General features: G+C 49.2%; 16 protein-coding genes and 4 tRNA genes. 4 read left to right on the forward strand and 16 right to left on the reverse strand.

Annotation, left to right across the window (positions count from 1 at the left end; genetic code table 11):
* Window positions 1-58: 58 nt before the first annotated feature.
* From JMI88_RS22910 to JMI88_RS22920, 3 genes are all read right to left on the reverse strand, one after another.
* Window positions 59-970: a hypothetical protein gene (locus tag JMI88_RS22910; RefSeq protein ID WP_201364298.1), complete on the reverse strand. Its 912-nt coding sequence runs from the start codon at window positions 968-970 to the stop codon at window positions 59-61.
* Window positions 971-1,223: 253 nt separating this feature from the next.
* Window positions 1,224-2,657: an APC family permease gene (locus JMI88_RS22915; RefSeq protein ID WP_201364299.1), complete on the reverse strand. Its 1,434-nt coding sequence runs from the start codon at window positions 2,655-2,657 to the stop codon at window positions 1,224-1,226.
* A gap of 145 nt (window positions 2,658-2,802) precedes the next feature.
* Window positions 2,803-3,768, reverse strand: a complete 966-nt coding sequence (locus JMI88_RS22920; RefSeq protein ID WP_201364300.1) for an acetamidase/formamidase family protein — start codon at window positions 3,766-3,768, stop codon at window positions 2,803-2,805.
* A gap of 418 nt (window positions 3,769-4,186) precedes the next feature.
* Between JMI88_RS22920 and radC the strand changes: the two genes are divergently transcribed.
* Window positions 4,187-4,846: a RadC family protein gene (radC, locus tag JMI88_RS22925; protein WP_373323959.1), complete on the forward strand. Its 660-nt coding sequence runs from the start codon at window positions 4,187-4,189 to the stop codon at window positions 4,844-4,846.
* A 114-nt stretch (window positions 4,847-4,960) separates the two neighbouring features.
* Here the strand turns inward: radC and lon are convergent, their stop codons facing one another.
* On the reverse strand, window positions 4,961-7,786 hold the full coding sequence (lon, locus tag JMI88_RS22930; RefSeq protein ID WP_236023016.1) for an endopeptidase La: 2,826 nt from the start codon (window positions 7,784-7,786) through the stop codon (window positions 4,961-4,963).
* Window positions 7,787-7,814: 28 nt separating this feature from the next.
* Complete coding sequence (locus JMI88_RS22935) at window positions 7,815-8,291, reverse strand: Hsp20/alpha crystallin family protein (RefSeq protein WP_201364301.1); 477 nt, start codon at window positions 8,289-8,291, stop codon at window positions 7,815-7,817.
* Window positions 8,292-9,025: 734 nt separating this feature from the next.
* Between JMI88_RS22935 and JMI88_RS22940 the strand changes: the two genes are divergently transcribed.
* Window positions 9,026-9,505 carry a hypothetical protein gene (locus JMI88_RS22940; protein WP_201364302.1) on the forward strand — a complete coding sequence of 160 codons (480 nt, stop codon included), beginning with the start codon at window positions 9,026-9,028 and terminating at the stop codon, window positions 9,503-9,505.
* A 188-nt stretch (window positions 9,506-9,693) separates the two neighbouring features.
* Here the strand turns inward: JMI88_RS22940 and JMI88_RS22945 are convergent, their stop codons facing one another.
* The 6 genes from JMI88_RS22945 to JMI88_RS22970 all read right to left on the reverse strand — a co-directional run bounded on the left by JMI88_RS22945 (window position 9,694) and on the right by JMI88_RS22970 (window position 17,413).
* Window positions 9,694-10,599: a hypothetical protein gene (locus JMI88_RS22945; RefSeq protein WP_201364303.1), complete on the reverse strand. Its 906-nt coding sequence runs from the start codon at window positions 10,597-10,599 to the stop codon at window positions 9,694-9,696.
* A 467-nt stretch (window positions 10,600-11,066) separates the two neighbouring features.
* Complete coding sequence (locus JMI88_RS22950; protein ID WP_201364304.1) at window positions 11,067-11,513, reverse strand: hypothetical protein; 447 nt, start codon at window positions 11,511-11,513, stop codon at window positions 11,067-11,069.
* A gap of 1,106 nt (window positions 11,514-12,619) precedes the next feature.
* The gene (locus tag JMI88_RS22955) at window positions 12,620-12,964 is read right to left on the reverse strand and encodes a hypothetical protein (RefSeq protein WP_201364305.1); all 345 of its coding nucleotides are present in this window, start codon (window positions 12,962-12,964) and stop codon (window positions 12,620-12,622) included.
* Between the two features lie 231 nt (window positions 12,965-13,195).
* Window positions 13,196-13,534 carry a hypothetical protein gene (locus JMI88_RS22960; protein ID WP_201364306.1) on the reverse strand — a complete coding sequence of 113 codons (339 nt, stop codon included), beginning with the start codon at window positions 13,532-13,534 and terminating at the stop codon, window positions 13,196-13,198.
* Window positions 13,535-14,316: 782 nt separating this feature from the next.
* Entirely contained in the window at window positions 14,317-17,091 is a 2,775-nt protein-coding gene (locus JMI88_RS22965) for an MGH1-like glycoside hydrolase domain-containing protein (RefSeq protein WP_201364307.1), read from the reverse strand.
* A 246-nt stretch (window positions 17,092-17,337) separates the two neighbouring features.
* Window positions 17,338-17,413: transfer RNA gene (locus tag JMI88_RS22970), tRNA-Met, on the reverse strand.
* A 594-nt stretch (window positions 17,414-18,007) separates the two neighbouring features.
* On the opposite strand from JMI88_RS22970, the gene JMI88_RS22975 reads away from it, so the two are divergent.
* The gene (locus tag JMI88_RS22975; protein WP_201364308.1) at window positions 18,008-19,132 is read left to right on the forward strand and encodes a helix-turn-helix domain-containing protein; all 1,125 of its coding nucleotides are present in this window, start codon (window positions 18,008-18,010) and stop codon (window positions 19,130-19,132) included.
* A 171-nt stretch (window positions 19,133-19,303) separates the two neighbouring features.
* On the opposite strand, the gene JMI88_RS22980 is transcribed toward JMI88_RS22975, so the two are convergent.
* The 3 genes from JMI88_RS22980 to JMI88_RS22990 all read right to left on the reverse strand — a co-directional run bounded on the left by JMI88_RS22980 (window position 19,304) and on the right by JMI88_RS22990 (window position 19,581).
* Window positions 19,304-19,379: transfer RNA gene (locus JMI88_RS22980), tRNA-Met, on the reverse strand.
* Window positions 19,380-19,404: 25 nt separating this feature from the next.
* Window positions 19,405-19,480, reverse strand: a tRNA-Met gene (locus JMI88_RS22985).
* 25 nt (window positions 19,481-19,505) lie between these two features.
* A tRNA-Met gene (locus JMI88_RS22990) sits at window positions 19,506-19,581 on the reverse strand.
* A 496-nt stretch (window positions 19,582-20,077) separates the two neighbouring features.
* Between JMI88_RS22990 and rsgA the strand changes: the two genes are divergently transcribed.
* Window positions 20,078-21,130 (forward strand): ribosome small subunit-dependent GTPase A, encoded by a 1,053-nt coding sequence (gene rsgA, locus JMI88_RS22995; protein WP_201364309.1) that lies wholly within the window; start codon window positions 20,078-20,080, stop codon window positions 21,128-21,130.
* Window positions 21,131-21,347: 217 nt separating this feature from the next.
* On the opposite strand, the gene selA is transcribed toward rsgA, so the two are convergent.
* Both selA and JMI88_RS23005 read right to left on the reverse strand, forming a co-directional pair.
* Window positions 21,348-22,733 carry an L-seryl-tRNA(Sec) selenium transferase gene (gene selA, locus JMI88_RS23000; RefSeq protein ID WP_201364310.1) on the reverse strand — a complete coding sequence of 462 codons (1,386 nt, stop codon included), beginning with the start codon at window positions 22,731-22,733 and terminating at the stop codon, window positions 21,348-21,350.
* A gap of 47 nt (window positions 22,734-22,780) precedes the next feature.
* Complete coding sequence (locus tag JMI88_RS23005; protein ID WP_201364311.1) at window positions 22,781-23,212, reverse strand: type II toxin-antitoxin system PemK/MazF family toxin; 432 nt, start codon at window positions 23,210-23,212, stop codon at window positions 22,781-22,783.
* Between the last annotated feature and the right edge of the window lie 27 nt (window positions 23,213-23,239).

The raw sequence follows: 23,239 nt of genomic DNA on the forward strand, positions 1-23,239 counted from the left end.
CAAACAAGCAAAAAAATAAAGGGAGAGAGAATGAACATGCGCCTCTCTCTCCCTTTACCTACCGCAAATCATACAACGGCTGGCCCGTCTTCACCACGATAATCGAGAGCAGAACTTGCATCTGCTGATTGTAGATCTCATAGCCCAGCGCTGGCTCTGCAATGGACAACTCGTACCAGCGCGGCGGACGGAGCCAGCGCCACTGCAGAATAACCTGCTCGCTCGAAAGCTCATAATACGTCGGGATATCACTGCGCATAAAAGGCAGTAAATTTGTTTTCCAATCCATAATCGCAGTGTTATCAATGGCAAACAAGCGGACCTCATGCCAGGGGATAAACAGTTCTCTTTGCTTCGTCCGTTTCAAAAGACCATGTTCCATCGCCACCAGTTGTTCATATGCCCTGGATTTAGCAGTTAATGACCAGATAAACAGAATAAAAAGTAACGCTCCTGCACCTGATACACATATAAATAGATCAACATCCATATGTTTCCAGAGCATGTATTCCATTAGAAATGAGAATCCATATATGGCGATACCGATCGCCAGGTAATAGCCAGCACCTCGAATATAATAGGCCCAACTGATGCGTTGATCGATAATCAGTAGATGTGGCAAGAAACCATCAACAACCCGGGGCTGCGCCGCAGCCAGGTTTACAGAACCATCCAATAGCGTATCCTGGCGCTTGCGTTGCAGATCAGATAGCTTGACTGTACTGCTTATTACGACAATGGTAAAAAATACAACCTGAACTATATTAAAAAAAACTGGAAAAATCGCGCCATTAAAATATCCAATATCTCCCCAATGGCGCAATAAAACGTCACAAAAAGTGTAGAGTCCACCACACAGTGCCAGTAAAAAGAGAGCAGAAAGTCCGTATGGCAGTGGTAAATTGATTTTTTTGACCGCTTTACGCGAAACCTGCGGCTCGGTTACGAGACCAGACGACTCAGGACTCATAATATATCCTCCAATAACAGATCAGCAACAGTGTAAATATTTATATTTTTGGCTTAATCACAGTCTGCTATCTATTAGAGACGTAGAAAATTCATTACATCAAAAAGAGAAAATCGCAGCATATAATTCAATCTATGCCGCAAGCAGAAAAAAACAAGGACCGTCATCTTCTTTTGAAGAAGATAACGGTCCTTCATTAGAGATATTAAGCTGGTCCAGCATCATGCCAGACCAACTACAGGCAGTAATCCGGCTAGATTTCAGCATCTTCGATATAGACTTTGCTGCTGGCCTGCAACGCATCGGGGGAGCGTCGGACCAGTAAGGCGATAACAACGATGCCAATCACCAGCCATATGCCGACAATGGGTCCAGCCAGATTCAATGGCGCCGCAGGCAGTGGCGAGAATTGGAAGTAGAGCACAATCAGGAGAATAATGAATGGAATGCCTGGAACGATGATATGGCGCAACACGTTAAACTCTTCACGATGCTTACGCAAGTAGAAAAAGGGAACGGATATACAGGTAGCCATATAGACCAGAATAATCGGCAAGGTCAGCACGGCCCCCAGGAAGGCAAAACCTGTTGTAGTTCCATAGGCGAAACCAGGCAAGAGCGAAAAGATGATCGCCACAATCGTCGAAAAGATGATTGCCACGTCCGGCACGCTAGCCTTGTTCAAATGGGCCAGGATAGGAGGCAGAGACCTGGTGCGGCCCATGGCGTAGAGCATACGGGAAGCAGCATTCACACCAGCGTTAGCATTACCAAGCGCGCTATTCAAAATCGCCAGGATGACAATGATATGGAATGGTCCCCATACGCGCGTCGCCATCGTTCCCCAGGGATCTGGATCACCACTATATGCTCCGATCTTTGCGGGTCCCCAACCGACAACGCCCGCATACGAACAGAAGACATAAAAGATACCGATACTGAGAGCGGCCAGAACGATCGCGCGCGGCACCGTACGGCGAGGATTTTTGGCCTCTTCCGCCAGGGGCGCCGAAGATTCAAAGCCAGCAAATGCCAGTAGCACAAAGATCATGCCAAAGAACACACCCTGCCAGCCTCCCAGACCATGTTGCAGGCTGGAGGCGGGATTAAACACCGCTATGGTGTTATTGCCGGAGGTTGCAATCAGCCAGATCGATAGCAGCGTAAACACAACAATCTCGATCACGCCAAGCACAATGCCGGTATCAGCAGAAATCTTAATGCCAAAGAAGGTCAGGGCAAAAACGATCACCGCAAAGATCAAAGCCCAGACGGCCCAGCCCAGATGAATATTAAATGCGCTGGCAACAAAAGAATCCGCTACCGGACCTAACACCAGCAACTGAAACGGCACGATCAGCAAATATGCCAGGTCAAACATCCAGCCAGTCAACCAGCCAAGATGAATGCCGAGTGACTCACTGACATAAGTAAAATAGCCGCCAGCCGATGGAAGGTGCCTGGCCAGCGAACCGATACTCAACGCAATAAAGCAACAAACAATAAGAGCTATGATCACAGCCAGGGGAAGAGCGCTGCCCGTAAATGGGATAGCTGCTCCCAGGCTAAAAGAAACAGCGGACGCAGGCGCCATCGTAGTGATGGACTGGAACAACACTCCGGGCAGTCCGATAGTGTTCGCGCGCAACTGGCCTTGTTCAGGCGGGGAAGAAGTTTCGATAGACATAATAGCTCCTTCTCACAGAAGATAAGAATAACAATTACGACAAAAGGTAGTACAGTTTCGCTTTTCAAGGAACAAAATATCAGAGTGTTTCAGTTTTTCGATGCCTGCAGGCATCGAAAAACTGAAACACTCTGATAGAAATTGGCTAGGAATTGTGGGAGAAAATGCTCAGGGGTAGGAAGGCTCCGACGAGCCAGTTGGGCATATCCACAACTTCACAGAGCTTCAAGTCGACCGCGACACTGCAGAGCATATATGCATCTTCGCGTGATAGCTGATAGGTACGCTGCAGATGCTCAATCATATGTCGAACGGCGCTGCGGGTAGCTTCAACCAGGTCAGGACCAATGCCGTCAGTGGCATAGTAGGGGGCAGTATTGGTGCGAGAAGTCAGAGGTCCACTAGTCAAAAACTGGGGCTGCGGCAACCGCAAGTCTTTACGCACCGTCAGGCGCACCGTTGCGTGCATCGGAGTCTCAATAGCCGTACCGCACACCTCGCCATCACCTTGAGCGGCATGCCCATCCCCCATAGAATAGAGGGCTCCAGGGGCCTCGATCGGCAAATAGAGGTGAGCCCCTTTGGTCAGGTGCCTGGTATCCATATTGCCGCCGTGGCGATATGGAGGAATCGTCGAAAGGGCGCCAGAAGCGCCAGGAGCCAGGCCAATCTCGCCACAGAAAGGTGCCATTGGAATACGAATGCCAGGCAAAAATTCAGCCCAGCCATCGGCGCCGCCTTCAATCTTCCAGATCTTCAGGGCCGGCTCGGTAAACTCATCGGCCAGCAGACCGAAACCAGGAATAATCGCGGTCCAGCCCCAATCCGCTGGCTGGAGGTCCACAATCTCAACTTCCAGCGTATCACCGGGTTCAGCACCCTCAACATAGATCGGCCCATTCACCTGATCAACCCGCGAGAAATCCAGAGTCTTAATTGCCTCAACAGTACTCTCGGGGCCAATCTGACCACCAGCCGAATCCAGCAGATCAAACTCCACTATTTCACCAGATTGAATCCTGCCAATAGGAGCAATACTGTTATCCCAGGCCAGGTGCCACTGGTTGCGATGTATATGAATAGTGCGTCCAGAATTATGCGTATGTGTCATAAATTTTAGAACGATCCTTTCTGCGCGATCCCTACCGTCCTTTTCAAGCTATATACCCATTGTTTGCCTGAAGCGTACTCCATTCTCAACAAAAAGGCAAGGTTAAATATAAAGATGTGCTTATTATAGGGGCGCAGATTCAGCTTAAAAATCGCAGAAAAGCGTTAAAAACAGCTTGCTTCTTATTTTGCCTATTTACAGTGCTGGCGATGCATTGTATTGTCAGAGAACAGCAACTATGCGCAAGGATCCAAGCAGCATACGGCAAGGAGCAAAAATAAATAATATGATTGACATCACTGCATTAAATAATGATATGGAAACCATCATTACCGACATACCCGCGCCCACCAGCAACCCTGAAATCCCTATACCATTGTCCCTTATCCCACCCACCTATCACGCCACCGTTCACGACATGCCTGCCAGCGAGCGTCCGCGCGAGCGCCTACAAAAGCAAGGGGCAGAAATACTCACCATCGCCGAATTGTTGGCCATTATTCTGCGCACCGGCACGCAGCGCGAGAATGTCATTGAGGTCGCCAACAAATTGATCGTCAAGTATGGTGGCCTGGCCGGACTAGTGAGCGCAGACTTTCATGAGCTCAGTGCTGAACATGGCATTGGTCCGGCAAAATCAGCGCAGCTAAAAGCGGCATTGGAGATCGGAAAGCGTCTAAGCGTACTGCCAACGGAGAAGCGCTATCAAATCCAGTCGGCCGATGACGCGGCCCGCCTGGTACGCATGGAACTGATGTATCTGGATCACGAGGAGATGCACATTCTCCTGCTGGACACCAAGAATCAGGTCGTCGAATGCGTCAAACGCTACAAGGGGACCGTCAACAGCTCGGTGCTGCGCATCGCTGAGATTATGCGTCCCGCCATCACCCGTAACTGCCCCCGCATCATCGTCAGCCACAACCATCCCAGCGGCGATCCCACACCATCAGCGGAGGACATAGAAGTTACCTATCAGCTGGCCGAAGCTGGCAAATTACTGGATATCGAACTCCTCGACCACATCATCATCGGCAACCCACTCTACATCAGCTTGAAGGAGAAACTGAACTGGTGAAATTAGTGGATAAAAAGGGGACGAGCGCGGTTGCACTCGTCCCCTTTTTATCCACTAATTTCACTATATGGGAACGCAAAGCTTAATACAATGAATGCACTTGCATTCATTGTATTAAGCTTTGGCAACAGCCTTTTCGCCTTTGCGCTTGCGATGACGACCGTCGCCATTGGCTGCGATCTTCTCGTCATGCTCGCCCTCAGGGACCAGAGCAATGTCGAGGACCTGGCGAATGTCGCTGACAAAGGTGAAGTGCATTTGCTCGCGCAACTCGTTGGGAATGTCCTCCATAAACTCGGCCTCGTTTTTGGCGGGCAGGATAACCGAGCGGATACCAGAGCGGTAGGCCGCCAGCACCTTCTCTTTAACGCCGCCAATAGGCATGACTTTGCCCCGCAAGGTAATCTCACCGGTCATCGCCAGATCGGAACGGACTTTACGGCCGCTGGCCAGCGAGACCAGCACTGTCACCATCGTCACACCGGCCGATGGTCCATCCTTAGGGATAGCTCCAGCGGGGACATGGATATGCACATTCTGGCCCTCAAACACGTTCTTAGGCAGCCCCAGAGCGGTGGAATTGGAGCGCACATAGCTAAGGGCAGCAATGGCAGATTCTTTCATCACATCTCCCAACTGGCCTGTCAGGATCAGGCGCTCTTCTTTACCCGGCATAGTCGCGGCCTCAATAAACATGATTTCGCCACCCACCGAGGTCCAGGCCATACCTGTCGCGATACCAGGACGATCGATACGCTCGGCCGCCTCGTCGAAGAAACGCTGACGACCCAGGTATTCAGTCACCTTATCCGCGGTAACATGCACAGGGGTTGGCAGGCCTTCAGAGATCTGGCGCGCCACCTTACGGCACAGCGAGCCCACCTGGCGCTCCAGGTTACGTACACCAGCCTCGCGTGTGTAATCGCGAATCAGGCGTCGCAGCGCATCATCGTCGATTGTCAATTCATCTGGCTTCAAACCATTAGACTCACGCTGCTTGGGAAGCAGATAGTTAAGGGCAATATGTAGCTTCTGCTCCTCGGTATAGCCAGACAATTCTAGAATTTCCATACGATCGCGCAGAGGCGCAGGAATAGGTTCCAACGCATTGGCGGTGGCGATAAACATCACTTTGGACAAATCAAAAGGCAGATCCAGGTAGTTATCGCGGAAGTTAAAGTTCTGCTCGGGGTCCAGCACCTCAAGGAGCGCGGATGAAGGATCACCACGCCAATCGGCGCCCACTTTATCGACCTCGTCCAGCATAATCACCGGATCATTGGCCTCAACACGGCGCAGCGTCTGGATAATACGCCCCGGCATAGCTCCAATATAGGTACGGCGATGACCACGAATCTCAGCCTCATCGCGAATACCGCCCAGCGACATGCGCGCAAACTTACGACCCAACGCGCGAGCGATCGACTGACCAAGCGAAGTCTTACCAACTCCAGGAGGGCCAACGAAGCACAGAATAGGCTCGCGATGCAAAGGACGCGCCGCCTCCTGATCCTTCAACGGCTGGGTAGGAACAATCTTCTCAATCTCCACACCCTCCTCACTCCCATTGATCTCGCGCTCATGTGCGATCTCCTCAGACAGACGATCCTCTTTCAAGCGGCGTACCGCCAGATACTCCAGGATACGCTCTTTAATCTTGTGCAGATCATAATGATCCTCATCCAGCACCTCACGGGCATGAGAAACATCGATCTGGGTAGCGGTCCCTTTATTCCAGGGTAACGATACCAGCAACTCAATATAGGTACGGATAATACTATACTCAGGGGAAACCGTCGGCAGCTTCTCAAGGCGCGACAGCTCACGATTAGCCTCTTTATAGGCCTCCTCGGGCATCTTCGCCTCTTCAATCTTACGCCGCAGCTCATTAACAGTCGCCTGCTCCTCGCTCTCCTCACCCAGTTCCCGCTGAATCGCCTTCAACTGTTCACGCAGCAAGTATTCTCGCTGCACTTTGCCCATCTCTTCCTGGGCACTATTCTGAATTTTCTTGCCCAGTTCCAGAATTTCCAGCTCGTGAGCCAGAAAATTGCTCAACAGACTCAGCTTCTCATGTACAGAATCGATCTCAAGCAGCTTCTGACGCAACTCCATATCCATCTGCACAAAAGTAGCAATCACATACACAACCTGGCGCGGCTCCTCCAGGTTCAAAGTTGCCGCAGCCACGCCTTCCGGCACATTTTGCACCAGAGCGACCAGCCGCTGGAAGTAGCTAATCACATTGCGCTTGATCGCCTCGGTCTCTGTATCAGATTCCTGAATATCCGGTTTCGTCGTCACGCGTGCCTGTAGATAAGGTTTCTCCTGAGTAAACTCATCAATGGTCACGCGCTCCAGGCCCTGAACAGCGATCTGCACCGTACCATCCGGCATCCGGAACATACGACCAACACGAGAAACCGTACCGACGCGATAGATATCATCCGGGCCCGCATGATCGATATCCGGTGACTTCTGAGCCACCAGCACAACCAGGCGATTGCCGCGCATCACATCATCGATCAAACGGATATAGCGCTCTTGCCCAACCGAGAAAGGCTGCACAGAGAAAGGATAAATCACGGTATCCTTCAAAGGCAAAATGGGCAACACCCCAGGAATATTCAGGCGCTCCTCATCTTCTCCATGGGCTGGAAGTTCACCACCCTCACTCTCAGGAGCCGCCCCTTCAGTACCAGTAGTAGTCGTCGTCGTCTCATCGGACGACTTCTCATCAGAAGGCGATGATGGCTCCGACTCATCGTCGGTAGCAGAAGGATGCTCCTGATCAGCTTCGTTATCGCTCACAGGCGCATCCTCAGATGCATCCTCATCGACGGGCTGACTCTCCAGAAGCTCGTCCACAATATCTGCGTTTGCCTTTTGCATCACATCCTCTTGCGGATCAGCCGCATGCTGATTTGTAATCTTTTCCATAAAATCATCTCTACGCATTTCGACTATTTTACTCTTGTTTCACGACATCTTGAACGTGCAATTGTTCAGCCTCTTTAGCAGGCAATTTCGGTAAATCTACAGAGAGCATGCCATTCTCATAGCGAGCAATAACCGCATCCTGATCGATGGGTCGGGGAATAAATACCTCTACCCGGAAGGGGCCATAACGAATTTGTGCCTCCTGGTAGCTCAAATGTTCGCGAGCCTCATGAACATCGCGTCGCTCGCCACTAACAACCAACGCATCTTCGTACAGAGTAACTTCAATATTTTCTTCTTGCATGCCAGCGAGCTCGATTTTTACCCTGATCAAATCAGCCGACTCAAGAATATCGGCCGGAGGACACCATGTCGTAGACTGCTGCAGAATCGACTGCTGGCCCTGGCGAAGCGCGTCATTTAGAAGCTGACGATAATGCTGCTCCAGTTGCTTTTGTGACCCCTCACGAGAACGATAGGTCACATACCGATAGCGCATGCGCATAGCTTTTACCCCTATCATAAATCAAAAGGGATGGCACACGGCCTCTACTTACCTATGTAAATGAACGAAGAACTTGCCTGTATACAATATCACGACAAGCATAATTATTGGAAGGAGGGGACGTGCATCTCTATAGAAAAAGGCAAAAGACCCAGGCATTTATTCCATGCACTGAATGACGAATGCCCGCTGCCTTTTGCCATAAACGACGCTACAAAAAAGATGTTGTGCTTTACCCGAGAGGAAGATCCTTCTCTCCTGAGGCAAGAGCTATCTGGCATTCCGAACAAAGATATTCATACTCGGAATTGCTCTCTGAAAGAACATCACTTTGAACCACGCGAGCATGCCGGAGACGAGTTGCCTTCCCGCATCGCGCGCAAGTGACATATGTTTCCGTGACGGCAGTTCGTCGGGTTCCAAGAACGTCTTCCTGCATGACCGACACCTGTCTTTCTATGCTATTTCAGAATAGGCTAAATCATAAAATGCTCCATATCCACGTATATGGAACTTTTGCCAGAGAACACATCAAAAGACCTTTCATTAAGGCCTAACACCCTTGATTATGGCACGCCGTATATAAAATTGCAAGTATATTTGACGAGTTTACATTGATATGCTACTATGTTTCTATATCCCCTTTAAATACCATCAATTATTTTCTGTAGCGCGTCCTCAGAACTTTCGTCACTGTATTTGTCACCCCTACAATAACGAGGGCAAGAAATACGATGATCATGCAAACGTTCAGGCGTTGGCTGAACAAATTATTTGGCTGGTGGCCCTGGAAAAACTCAACCACAATCGATCAAGTTCAACCAGCAAGCAGTGCAGGTTGGAGCACCTTTCCAGAAACCACCTGGCGTTCAAGTATCAACAAGACAGAGTCGGCAACGCCACAAACAGGCAACACATCCATCGCAATTGAACAAGGCACGGATAACACGCACCCGGACGTGCAGTCCATCAGGCATGACCTACCAGCAGACACCAGTATCCAGGCGCCATCTCCTACTACCAACAATAGTGATTTTTTAGCCCCACTCCCTATTTTATCCAACAAAAAGCCGGATGATACCACCAAACTACCAACCCGGGATAGTACAGACACAGAAAGTCATTTATTGTTCCTCCGCTATCTTGTTCAAAATGGCATTGTCAATGAAGGTTTTAAAGAAGGACAAATACCAAAACAATACAGGACCGAATAGGGCCAGAGGGTAGGTCAGAACGCTAAGCGGGCTATATAGAATATAGCCTTCACATCACAAATAGACAGCAAGCAAATATAAAAAAGAAGAGTTGCTAGATAGAACACCAATCATAGTCGGTCAGCACTATATATCAGAGAAGAGGGGGGACACATGATCTCTCATTTAATCCCCCAAAGGCATGTTAGCTAGACATTAGCAGCGGTAAAACCTTGCGTCTGCGCCTCTTTTTCAGAAGAAAAGTAGATCACATCCATAGGCTCACCATCAGCCGTGCCTAATTGATCAAGGGGAGTTTCAACAGGATAATACTTTTTGGTGCTGGCCAGGCCCACAAAAGTAGCGTCAGTAGGGGTAGATTGCGCGGATTCGGCCAACTCCGTCGCGCTCTTATCAGACACAGGTCCATCATGATCAGCGATCATCTCTACCTCATCAAAAGGGTGAGATTCTGGATAGCTGGTCTTGCTACTGATCGCATGAATTTCGCCCCTTGGTTGCGAGACATGGATCCTCGAGCGATTGGCATCATAACTCAACTGAATTGAAGAATCATTAGCTACTTTAGCATCGCGCAGGCGTCGACGTACCAGGACAAATGTCACAATGGAAGCCGCCGTCAAACCACAGCCAAAACCAAGGGCAATCCAAAAACTACGCTCTTGTTCCGCAATGTTCTGCTGCGCCTTGCGGCTACGCTTGCCTAATTCATGAGAGAACTCGCTACCACGCTCAGCCAGAGCCTGCGAAAACTTATTACTGCGCTCAAGAAAATCTTCTGTCAGCTCATTAGCGCGCTTCAACATGTCCTGATTCGCGGAACGCTCGCGCAAATCCTCCAAAACATCAGCCAACGAAGCACCAATTGATTGTAGACGATCTTGCAAATCAGACTGAACATCAGTCGCGAAAGCAGCAACTTTCTCTTTCCGATCGGCATTGCGAATATCTGCAGCAGCCTGTTCTGCCTGCTGCTGGGCACGAATACGTTCAACAGCCGCACCAACCATGGGAGCCAGTGTACTGGCCGATAAAACACCAACACGGACCCAGCGGCCCGCGCTCTGGAATATATTTTTCTGTTTAGATTTCATAACAACCTCCTCATTCAGAGCGACGCTACTTATTACAGGACACGCTTCATAAACCATTATCGATGTACAGGTCGAGTAAATCATGAAAGCGAGTACATCAGAAGAAGCTCACTCTACCACCTGTTTATAGCCTGCCAATTCCATATAGATAAAGGCGACAGAGCTCCTGCATTAGTATGTCAGCTTATATCGAAATATGTCAAGAAAACGAGTTGTATTTCAATGATGAGATAGAATAAGCACAAATGCAGATAAGCTATCGATAGGAAGCATTTAGTAGAAAAAAACACCGCTTAAGAATGTAGGCGGAGAAGAAGAGGAAGAAAAAGGAAGGGAAAAAACCGCAGCAATGCCAGGTACAGCCCCAACAATAGCAGCTCCAGGGCAACGTGTGCACTCACCAGTTGTCAAGCATAGTTAAGCAGCCTGACAATCATACATACAATTATAGCTGACAGAAAAGGAGATTAAGAGAAATCTTCAGTCGAAAACTCACTCAATTGAAGGACCAGGCGGCAAAAATGCAGCATCGCGGAAGCTGATTCCAGATAGGCCTCATCGCTATTCGCCGACTGCTGAGCCACCGGAATACGACGTCGCAAAGCGCGCAACACCACCATCACATCTTCTTTAAGGGCCACATCCAGGTCACCGCGCTGCATCAACAGCACCACCTGACTAACGATAGAATCCACTTCATGACGCATCATATCCAGATCATCGATCCAGGGATCGCCATCATCTTCAGCCGCATTATCACCATTGCTCCACAATAGTGCATCCGCGAATTGATCGCGTCGTTTGACGTCGCTACGCATGGTTTTACGTGATTGTCGTAAATGAGCCTGGGGTTCTTCTTGTTTTACACCTAGTTCGCTCAGCAGCACAGACAATTCATCTTCCCAGCTAGCCATAGAGCACCTCCTTGTGAAACACCGCACACAGTGATCGAAACAGGGTTCTCAAGACTGTAAGGTTTCGCGCACGCAAAAAACATGGTTTTTATGCAAACAGCGTCAATCCTCTAAGCCTGAAACCTTACCCGAAGTGTAACACAGTGCTTCATCATTGTAAATGACCCAAATGGTTGTAAGAGATACTGCCGGAGATAGGACTTTTGCGCCCCTGGCATGAAGGTAAATACGATAGATCGACACTCCTGTAAACCTTTGCATCTTATGGAAAGTCAACATAATACCTATATATTGTCGTTGTAATAGTTTCGTGTCGTTTCCTACTCTATGCGAGAGTTGTATATATACTTAACAATTCATATATGATGCATGTTTTTTTCTCACCTGCACAGATCGAAGATAAAGAAAAAGGAGAAGTTCAAAATAACCTGTAAAGGTATCTATAAGTTTAACGATCGAATAATAGTTGCTTAATATAAGCCTGCTACACTACAGTTGTCAGCCAAAAAGCATAAATGATTGATGTAATCAATGCCGGGTTTGAGCATATAAGCGGGTAAGCGCAGATATCTCTATTTTACCCCCACAGCATCTCCCTGGCACCTTCCATCGATATAGGCTTGTTGTGTATTTATACGCAGTAAGTGCTATGCCTCTTGTAACGACGTTTCCCACAAGGAGACGCTCGTTTACTGGGCGAGAAGGCTCCCCGAACTTCTCGCCCCTGGAGCAAGCGAAATTTTATCCCCTCACTGCGTTCCTCGCCATAGATGACTTAGACCAGAATAACCTGGATCTTAAACAAGAGCGAGGCGACACGGAGGCGCATAAAATATTATCATCTGATAAAGATCAGCAACCGCAACGCGACTTCTGAAAAGTATTATTTCGCCTCATTATAATAGAAGTAGAACGGAAAAGACGCTATCTATCAGCAAGATAGTTGCAGATATATGAGATCGCTATCTTAAGCGTTATAGCGATGCTTAAGAAGATTATATACATAAAGGGAGGAGGATAGCAGAGCAGCCCATTAAAGAGGAAGTGGGGCATAGCGGAGAAGCTAGCCTGGAGGCTCATATTTGCCGCTATGCCCACCTGACAACTTAAGGTGTAGTTTCTTCGTCCTGTAGCGTGCTCAATATAGGATCAGCGTCCACCTCCCTGCGGAAACGACGCCTTCTTCCTATGCGCACATCGCTGGGCGACATCGGATTGATCAATCCAATCGCCACGCGTATCAGGCCAATCAAAACAACAATCGCACCAATACCAATTAACAGTCCCTCGGCCGAGTAAGCACCAGTCTTCATGAGAAGCCCAACCACAACCAGAAGACAGCCGATTCCAACAATGAGCAGCCCACTCCAGGTATACCTATTCCATTTACGCCACACAGCACGATCCAGAATCTCTGTTTCAGTGACGATATCAGACGGACGTTCTGCCATTGCGGCACCTCTTTCTGCATTGCAATGCTGTTTAAAGCACTCTACAACGGTCTATTCTAAACCCATTCAGTATGGGGTATATATGAGGACAAAGTAAAAAGAGTAAAGATAGCAAGATAAAAAAGTCCTCTGCTGTTATATACGGAATGGGACATTATATAGCTCCAAAAACAGAAAATGCAGTGAGGCAAACACTGCCAGCAGAAGGCAAATACCTGTAGTCAAAACGGCTTAATGGCGAATTTTGGAGGGAGACATCTGCAAAGATGGTGTAAACAAATTGGTGAGCACGCCTTCTTCTTTGATAACTGTCATACCGGTACCTTGCTTACAATAGATACCATCTCCAATATCGCGTAGGTTAAAATGGCAGCAAATACGAAACGTACTTCCATTAGCGAGCATTTCAATGTTGGCCAGACATTCACGTAGTGTAAACATACGCCGCCAGGGTGTGGTGGGATCATCCAGCCAGATTTCTAGCATAAATTCTTTAGATGAGAGGTTCATGTCATTGGCGTACAGCGTGTTTAGTGCAGTACCGGGCACGAAGTAGGAGGAATCTTTCATTATCGTCTTGCTTCTTTCACTTTTGGTAAAGAGACAATACTGCAGCTGGCTAAAGAGTATTTAGAAATGGATTGTGTTTTCTTTTTATTATAAGGATATGGGTTTTGAGAATTTTGTGTGTTTGTTTAAGAAAGGTGTATAGGTATTTCTTTATTGTTCTTTTTGGTGTGGTTGATATGGTTGCTTTTAAGAGTGCTCATTTTTTAAGTTATTTCTAGGTTAGAATATACCATAGGTAGATATAAAAGTACATAGTTCTTTTTTTTCTTTTTGATGTGCCGCCTGATGATCTTTTACTTTTTAAGAAGGTATAAATGATCTCTTGTATTCCCGCCTTCGGCGGGAGGGGGGAGAGGATGTTGGTGGGGACACCCCACTCCCCGGCAGGAGGGGCTGGCCGCCCCTCCTGCACCCCCCGCTTTATACCTGCTTTATTTGTTAAACATCATGCGGCGGCACGGGGGAAGGAGAAGGCCGGGGCGGGGGCACAGCCCCCGCTCCCCCAGTCAAGGGGCTTGCCGCCCCTTGCATCCCCGCTTTTGGCTGGCGGATAGGAAAAGATGGGAGGCTGCATCCGGTCAAGGGGCACATAATAATATTGATATATGCATCCATCGGCAATCGAAACACATCAAGAAAGATGACATCAATAGGTTCGGGCCTTGCGCCCGATTTGTTCCCCGACGCTCGACAAGGCTCCCGTAGGTTCGGGCCTTGCGCCCGATTTCTTCCTCGACGCTCGAAAACGATTATGATCAAATATGATATCCACGGCCATCAGGTTAGAAGTCGGGGATGGGTGGTTGGGAGGGGTGATTTGGGCCGGGGTATTCGGCCCATTGTTGGATGAGCTTGGCTATTACGCCAGTCCAGCCGGTCTGGTGGCTGGCTCCAAGGCCAGCTCCGTTGTCTCCGTGGAAGTATTCATAGAAGAGGATGTAGTTTTTCCAGTTGGGGTTATTTTGCAGGGTGGCGATGCCACCATAAACCGGTCGCTGGCCATTGCTGGTGTCCCGCTGGAAGATGCGCATGAGGCGGGTGGAAAGTTCGGTAGCGACTTCCCAGAGGTTCATGTTGTTGCCTGAGCCCGTCGGACATTCGATAGTGAAGCTGGCTCCAAGATATTGATGAAATTTTTGGAGCGCTTCAATGAGCAGGAAATTGATCGGGAACCAGATGGGTCCACGCCAGTTAGAGTTGCCTCCGAAGTCGTTGGTGCGCGATTCTGCCGGGGTGTATTGCACTTCATAGGGTTGACCATTAGAAGCTGTAATGCCCGGTAAGATATAGGGATGCAGTTCATGATATTTTGAGAGTGAACGAATCCCGTAAGGACTGAGGAATTCATTCTCATCCAGCAATCGGGTCAGGATGCGCTTGAGGCGCTCCGGTTTGACCAGGGCCAGCATGATACCTCGCATCAAGCCGCTATCCACGGTGCTGCGGATTTCGACGTTCTCGTGACTGGTCAGATCGGTACCTGATCTGAGGAGATGATCAAAACGCTGACGGAAGTCGGCCAGATTGGGAGACTCGAGGAATTTGAGGTCGATCCCTTCAATGGCGAGCAGTGGCACCAGCCCGACGACTGAGCGTAATTTCATGCTCAAGAACTTTTTTCCGTCAATTTCTATATCGTCGGCCAGGTGCAGAATATCATAATAAAAGCCATCCACATCATCCCAGAGATTTTCACCATCGTCGCCAATTTCATTGATGGCGCGAGCAATAAATAGAAATTGCAACAGAAATTGGACCGCCATTTGTTCATAACTAACGTCGTGGCTGGCCAGTTCAATGGCAATGCGCAACATATTCAAGCTAAACATGCCCATCCAGCCAGTAGCATCTGACTGATCTAGATAGCCACTGATACCGGCTGGAATATTACTACGATCAAAAGGTCCAATATTGTCCAGCCCCAGAAAGCCACCCTGAAAGATATCATTGCCGTCCATATCTTTGCGGTTCAGCCACCAGGTAAAGTAGAGCGTTAGCTTCTGGAAAGCCTGCTCCAGAAAAATGCGATCACCGGCCCCATACATCCTGGCTTCAATTTTATAGACGCGCCAGGCGGCCCAGGCCTGGACAGGTGGATTCAAATCATTGAACGACCATTCGTAAGCGGGAATTTGTCCATTTGGATGCATACTCCACGGCTGCATCAACAACAATATCTGCTGCTTGGCTAGTACAGGATCAATCATGGCCAGTGGGATAGTATGAAAGGCGAGATCCCAGGCAGCGAACCAGGGATATTCCCAGGTGTCAGGCATGGAAATAACATCTTTCAGAAAGAGATGCTTCCAGGTTGAGTTGCGCCCATTCTTGCGCTCAGATGGCGGAGGTGGAAAAGCCGGATCCCCTTTTAGCCATTCTTTGACCATGTAAAAGTAGAATTGCTTATTCCATAGCATACCCACAAAGGCCTGACGCTGGATATTGCTCAGGTCTGCGGAAAGAGGATAGGGGGTAACCGCCTGATAAAATTCATCGGCTTCCTGGCGACGCGTTTGAAACAAGGCAGCGAAACTGGTGGCATCGCATGGCTCGCTCATAGCAGCGATATTGCTCAGGCGCAAGCGGATCACGCGCGTTTCACCGGCTGCGATCTGCAAGGCATACGAGGCTGCAGCTTTCGTGCCCACGGCGGCGGGATTAACTGCCGCCCGCTGTCCATGAATAATGTATTGCTCAAACGCATCCTTCACATAAGGAGATGCATTGGCGCCCCAGCCGAAGTGGGCGTTATTGGTCTCGTTCTCGGTAAACAATACCTCATCGGCCCCCTCGGCATAAAGCCACATCGTCCCAATATCCTGAGCACCGCCCTGGGCTTCAATGACGTGTATATTCGCATGCTCCGCAGAATCGCGGCGCAGCAACGGCTTGCTCACAGTGTGATCCCAGGACCAGGTATTGCGAAACCAGAGCATGGGCAACGCATGCAATGGAGCAGCCTGGGGGCCGCGATTAGTGATCGTGAACTGGATGCAGATATCTTCCGGTGTCTGTTTGGCATATTCCACTAATACATCGAAATAGCGATCTTCGGCGAAAACACCAGTATCGAGTAGCTCATATTCAAAGCTAGTGAGATCGGCCTTGCGCCTGGCGTTCTCCGCCCGCAAGTCGGCATAGGGAAATTTCGCCTGAGGATATTTATATAAACACTTCATATAAGAATGGGTTGGGACATTGTCTAAATAGAAATAGTATTCCTTGACGTCCTCACCATGATTGCCCTCGCCGTTCGTCAGGCCGAACAGGCGCTCTTTCAAAAAGTCATCCAGCCCATTCCAGAGCGTAAACGCAAAGCAGAGACGCTGGTCGGAATCGCACAAACCGGCAATACCATCCTCACCCCAGCGATAAGCGCGAAAGCGCGCATCCTCATAAGAAAAATAGGTCCAGGGCTGGCTGTTCGCGCTATAATCCTCGCGCACCGTTCCCCACTGCCGATCGCTTAAATAAGGGCCCCAATGCTTCCAATGCGCCGTTCCCTGCTGATTAACGGCTAACCGCTGTCCCTCTTGCGTACCCTGGATATCAGTCATAACACTTCCCTATCAATCCATGCATATCGGTGGCAAATCTCAACCAATCCATTTAGATGAGAAGCCCTTACACCAAATTGTACCTCTTTCTTCTTATACAGCGATTTTACCCCTGGTGCGGTAACTGCTAGCATTGCTGCGCGCTCAATCTCATAAAAGCAGGGAACTATCGCTGTTCATCATTGGTAGATCACGCCATAAAGCAAAAAAAGCCCTCGATCCACTTATTGAGTGGATCGAGGGTGATGGTAGCGGCGACAGGAATCGAACCTGTGACACAGGGCTTATGAGTCCCTTGCTCTACCGACTGAGCTACGCCGCCATGAAAGACAGTTCCTTGGATTAGCAGGGTTTTGGCTGCCATTTCGTTACGGCCCTTATAATATCACGACTATCAATAGGATGCAAGGGGTTATTGGATGAATTTTGTCCGATTGACAAAATTCATTGGTTCTTCCCGTGTCGTGCTTTTTACTTTAAGTTGAAAGGTGATAAAAAATTGAGATATAGTGTATTTAGACTGGGACAGCTAGCGTACAATGCGGTTATACGTTTCAATTACGATTTCTAGTGCTCGCTGTTCCCCGACAAATGTTTCAAGTTCTTCTTGATATGAACCCAGTGTGCTATATCTATGGTTAATTATGTCGTGCCTGGCAGTGATCGCATACCCGGATAACATCTGGTTCATGGCACAACATATTGTTTCTATTTGTTCTCTAAGCCTTGCCACCTCACTTCGACATTCACCCATAGCCCTGGCTCCTTTCTTCCTAATGGTATTGTCAAAAGCCCAATAAACTTGATATACTAGGAAAAGCTTCCAATATACAGTATTAAACTAAAAAAATCCATTTTTACAGGACATCCATCGCTTATTGGTGTGGATAGGTAGAAGGTAGGAAGAGGACACGCGATGTCACTACATACAAAAAGAAGTCGCAGCAATTCCCCATTAGCTCAACTTGTACGCGAATATCGCGATAAATATACATTGACGCAGGAACAGCTAGCCAATGATTTATCTGTTGATGTACGTACCCTACGCAGGTGGGAAAGCGGAGATACCTTGCTCCATGATGTGCGGGAATTACGGCGCATCGCCACGTTGTTAGGAGCTGAACCAGAACGCCTGGGCATTGCCAGATCTACATATACAGTATTGACCGTAGATCATATTGACTCTGTCTTAAACCATGTCTGGGAATTGATCAACGTAGCTCGTAGCTATGAAGCAAATAGCCTGATCGAGAAACTCCTCCAGGATCTCAACGCACAGATTACCACTGAGAATCCCATTCTGTTACAAAAGCTGGCGCAGGCTCTTCACCTGGCAGGCTATGTCAAGTCAGTCGTTACACGTGCGAATGAAGCATCCTATTCGCTTAATCACTATCGAGAAATGGAGCGGGTGGCGCGTATCATTGCGAATGATACGCTATTAAATATCGCTTTGACCTACGAAGGAGATATGTACTGCCGAGGTGGGGATATTCCTAAAGGAATTACTTACCTGGAGGCAGCCCGCGATACAACGCCCAGGGCGGACGTGGCCGCCAGAGGCAATGGCGTGCAACTGCTAGGTCGTGCATATCTACGCGCCGGTCGCGTGGATGATTTTGAGCACATGATGGCCGAAGCCGAAGAATTATCCTATCAAATTGATCCGCAACACAATAGTACCTGCGGACAATATAGCCTGGGTACAGTTTATGAGGAGTATGGTCGCAGCTACAGCCAGCTGGGGCAAACGCAAAAGGCTTTAGAGTACCTGGATAAGGCCGAACAAAGTCTAGAGCCGACCAAGCACTGGGAAATATTACTTAAGACGGCACGCGCCATGGCGCTGGTACGGGGAGGTGAGTTACATAGTGGTGTAGAGCTGGCCGTAGAATGCATCGAGCAATGCCAGGAACATGGCACGATCCGTCTAATGGAGCGCATCTATGGCGTACAAAAATACCTGGACAATCTGACGCGGGAAATTGGTATGGCAGGAGTAACCCTCAGAGAAGCCCTGGATGGGCCAATCGAGTACTGATAGCCCTGTATTAAAGAAAGCATACTTAAAAAGCATGATGGCAATAGCTCTTTTTTTATTACTGATGATGCTTATTCCAGAGAATGAAAGATCTCCATTGCGTGCAAGTATGTTCCAACCGGAGGGCAAGCATAAAAAGAACTCCTTCCATAGGATATATGGGAGGAGTTCTGGTAGCGGGAACAGGATTCGAACCTGTGACCTCCGGGTTATGAGCCCGACGAGCTAACCACTGCTCTATCCCGCGTTAGTAATTTCAGGTGCGATAGCACTGGTAGCGGGAACAGGATTCGAACCTGCGACCTCCGGGTTATGAGCCCGACGAGCTAACCACTGCTCTATCCCGCGATAATGATTTTAAGTGCAATAGCACTGGTAGCGGGAACAGGATTCGAACCTGTGACCTCCGGGTTATGAGCCCGACGAGCTAACCACTGCTCTATCCCGCGACAACTTCCATAGAATACTATAATCCTTTCAGAATGTCAAGTAGTGTTTAAATAATTAGATTAAGGATCGGTGATATAGCCAGGAATGTTAAGTAATTATAATTACGCAAAAGCAGATAGGAATATCATGCCTGGAGGCCAGGAAAAACGGCGAAAATCCTGTCACCTTTGCTCATTGACAAACGTATAAGTATTCTAGTATGCTCTTAAAAGAATACTGTTTTTTCAAATTCTGGCTCGTCCAGTTGAAGGAGGTGCAGTTTTATGGCCAGGATCACTTACTCACCGATAGTGCCTACATGCACCTTGTCTACCCTGCACGAGGGTAAAGGGCGAAAACCACATAGCCAGGTCCCCGGTATCCCCCAGCGATGCGGAGTGCCTGACTAACGCAACACACGAGGCATGGTTCGCTCCGCTCCCTCCAGCACGGCAGACAGCAAGATTGTTACTGTTCAAACCGTGTTTTTTTATTCTCTGTGGAGGGAATATAGCATTGATTAATAACCCGGCACAACTGACCGGCATGGTCCTCAACGGCGCACATGGCATTTATGATGTTCATACCGATGATGGTATCTTGCGCTGTACGCTCCGAGGTAAACTCAAGAAAGCATTCGCACAGGCCAACGCAGCCAAACCCGTAGGAAAAACTCGTCAAAGTCAACAACGCAACAACAAATACGATACACAGAATCAAACGGAACGCGTTGAACGCATAGAGAAACGCGACAGCAGCGAAAATGCTCCCCCGACCCGACTTTCGGTTGGGGACTATGTCAAAATACGCCGTCTCGACGAGACAACAGGTCTAATTGAGGAAATTCTGCCGCGTAAAAGCGAGCTTTCGCGTATGGATGCCGGCTCAACCGCCAAAAGACTGGTTCAGCAAACCTTGCTTGCCAACCTTAGCCAGGTAGTCGTCGTATTCGCAACGGCGCAACCGGAGCCACACTTTGGCCTGCTAGATCGTTACCTTACCATTTGTGAGTCAGCACAGCTCTCCCCGGTAATTTGTATTAATAAGGCCGACCTCCCTCATAGTAGTTATATTGAAGAAGAAGCAAAGCTGTACAGCCAGCTAGGGTATCAAGTCATCTTTACCAGCATTCAGACCCAACAAGGCATTGATCAACTGCACGACCTATTGAAAAATCACACCACTCTGTTTACAGGCCCCTCTGGCGTAGGTAAATCTTCACTGGTCAATGCAATCGAGCCAGGTATGGCCATTCGCACAGGACTGGTAAGCGACGCCACAGGGAAAGGCAAACACACAACGACCGGATCGCAGCTCTATCCGCTCTCGGCAGGTGGCTGGCTGGCCGACTCGGCTGGTATTCGCGCCCTGGCCGCCTGGAATATTACTCCAGAAGAACTGGCCTGGTGCTTTGTCGAGTTCCGTCCTTATCTGGGTGAATGCCTTTATGGAGATTGCGCCCACCTGGACGAAGAGGGCTGTGCCATTCGCCAGGCAGTCAACGACGGGCTCATCCATGAGCGCCGCTACCGTAGCTATGTACGCATCTATACAGGAGAAGAGCGCTAAGCGCGTGTTTGAAAAATGCACTTTTTGTGCCTTCGGCCCCTGACGCTACGCGCTTACAGCGCTCAAAAGGTTTTTTATAGGTTGGTGTAAAAAGCGCGCACAGCGTGCTTTTTACACCAACCTATAAAAAACGTGCGGCCGCGCATGCGGACGCCCACAAGGGAGCACACGAATTCCCATCACCATAAGAATCAAACACTATCTTCTAAAGGGTATTCTAAGATAAGACAGCGCGCAGAGCATCAATAATCTCTGAGTCTTGCTCTTCTAGCACCGTACGAGGATCGAGGTAAAGCGTATCGCGCGAGATTCTAGTAATAATGGGAGTGCGATGAGAGCGCAAACGCTGTGAAATGGTCTCCAAGGAGAGAGGAAAAGAAGCGGCATCCAAAGCCAGCAATGTAGTGGGCAATGTTTCACCCGGCAAAGATCCCCCACCAATGGTCGATTGTCCAGGCTGTGTATGGACAGGGAGCCCCTGAACAGTCAACCGATGGGCCCAGTCAGCGGCACGGCGCGCAATTTTTTCAGGTTTAGTCGCAATCATGCGCCAGACAGGAATCTGTGTCTCAGCCTCACCGCGCTGGTAGTGGCGCAACGTAGTCTCCAGCGCCGCCAGCGTCATCTTATCGATGCGCACAGCGCGCATCAAAGGATGGCGAGCCAGGCGCGCAATCACCTCAGCCTTGCCCAACAGGATTCCAGCCTGGGGCCCACCCAAAAGCTTATCGCCAGAAAAACAGACCAGATCGGCCCCCGCTGCCAGGCTCTCCTGTGGCGTTGGCTCATGGGCCAGGCCATATTTTTCACAATCCAGCAGACAACCGCTACCAAGATCATCCATCACCAGCAATCCCCGTTCGTGAGCCAGTTCAGCCAGAGCAGCAATCGAAGTAGACTCGGTAAAGCCAGTGATCAAAAAATTACTGGGATGGACAGACAAAAGTACCGCTGTACGCTCCGTAAGGGCCGCAGCATAATCAGCAAGACGTGTCCGATTCGTCGTTCCTACTTCCACCAGATGGCAACCGCTCTGGCGCATCACATCGGGAACGCGAAAGCCGCCCCCAATCTCAACCAGTTGTCCGCGTGAAATCACCACCTCGCGTCCCATAGCCAGAGCACTTAATCCCAACAGCACAGCAGCGGCATTATTATTAGTCACCAAAGCCGCCTCAGCTCCAGTCAACGCACGCAAAAGAGCACCGACATGCACATGGCGTGATCCACGCGCCCCCAGCTCAACATCATACTCAAGATTAGAATAGCCGCCAGCAACCTGTTGGACAGCCTGTAAAGCGGCCTGGCTCAAGGGTGCTCGACCCAGATTGGTATTAATGATAACACCAGTCGCATTAATCAGTGGGCGCAGTTGGGGATGGAACTGTTGCTGAAGCTGTAGTTCAGCCGCGAGCAACAAAGACTCAGCAGAAGGACAGGGAGATCCCGCCCGGATGGCATCGCGTGCCTGGGATATGCTCAAACGCAGCGCGCTAACGGCCAGGGCATGGGAAAAAGTCTGAGCCAGCGTCTCTCCTTGTGGAGTATGCAGCAGCTCATCGACGGAAGGGAGTAAGCGAAACTGATTCTGATCTAGAGTCATAAGCAAGTATCTATCGGTACACAACGAAACGAAGGTAGCTAATGAAACTAATGTAAAGAGTAGAACATCGTAATCGCCAGGCTATTCGCCACTTTCCCCATTATGGCCCGTAAATCAGCATCATTGAGACGGCAAATAGCATACTGATCAGCCAACAAGGTACGAAGGATAGGATACATCAACTCTGTTTTCACCAGGCTATCAGTATCGAGTAAAGGATAATCGCGTTTAAGGAGAAGATGATGATATGGGCGCAGTTTCCCACGATACGAAGTCAAAGCGACAACATTCACAGCCCCCGCGTGACGACAGAAAGGATCGCCAGACACTACCAGAGCGGGGTGCCAATCCAAGATACGCTTCTCTTCAATCCCAGGAGGGAGAGATGAATAACCGAAATTCACCCAGTACACCATGCCAAACTGCACAGGTGTAAGGTAGGTAAGAGCTTCCGGTGCAATTTCAGGAGGATGAGGCATGGCAATTAAACTGACACATCTTCACTA

It is taken from the genome of Dictyobacter formicarum (assembly GCF_016587435.1).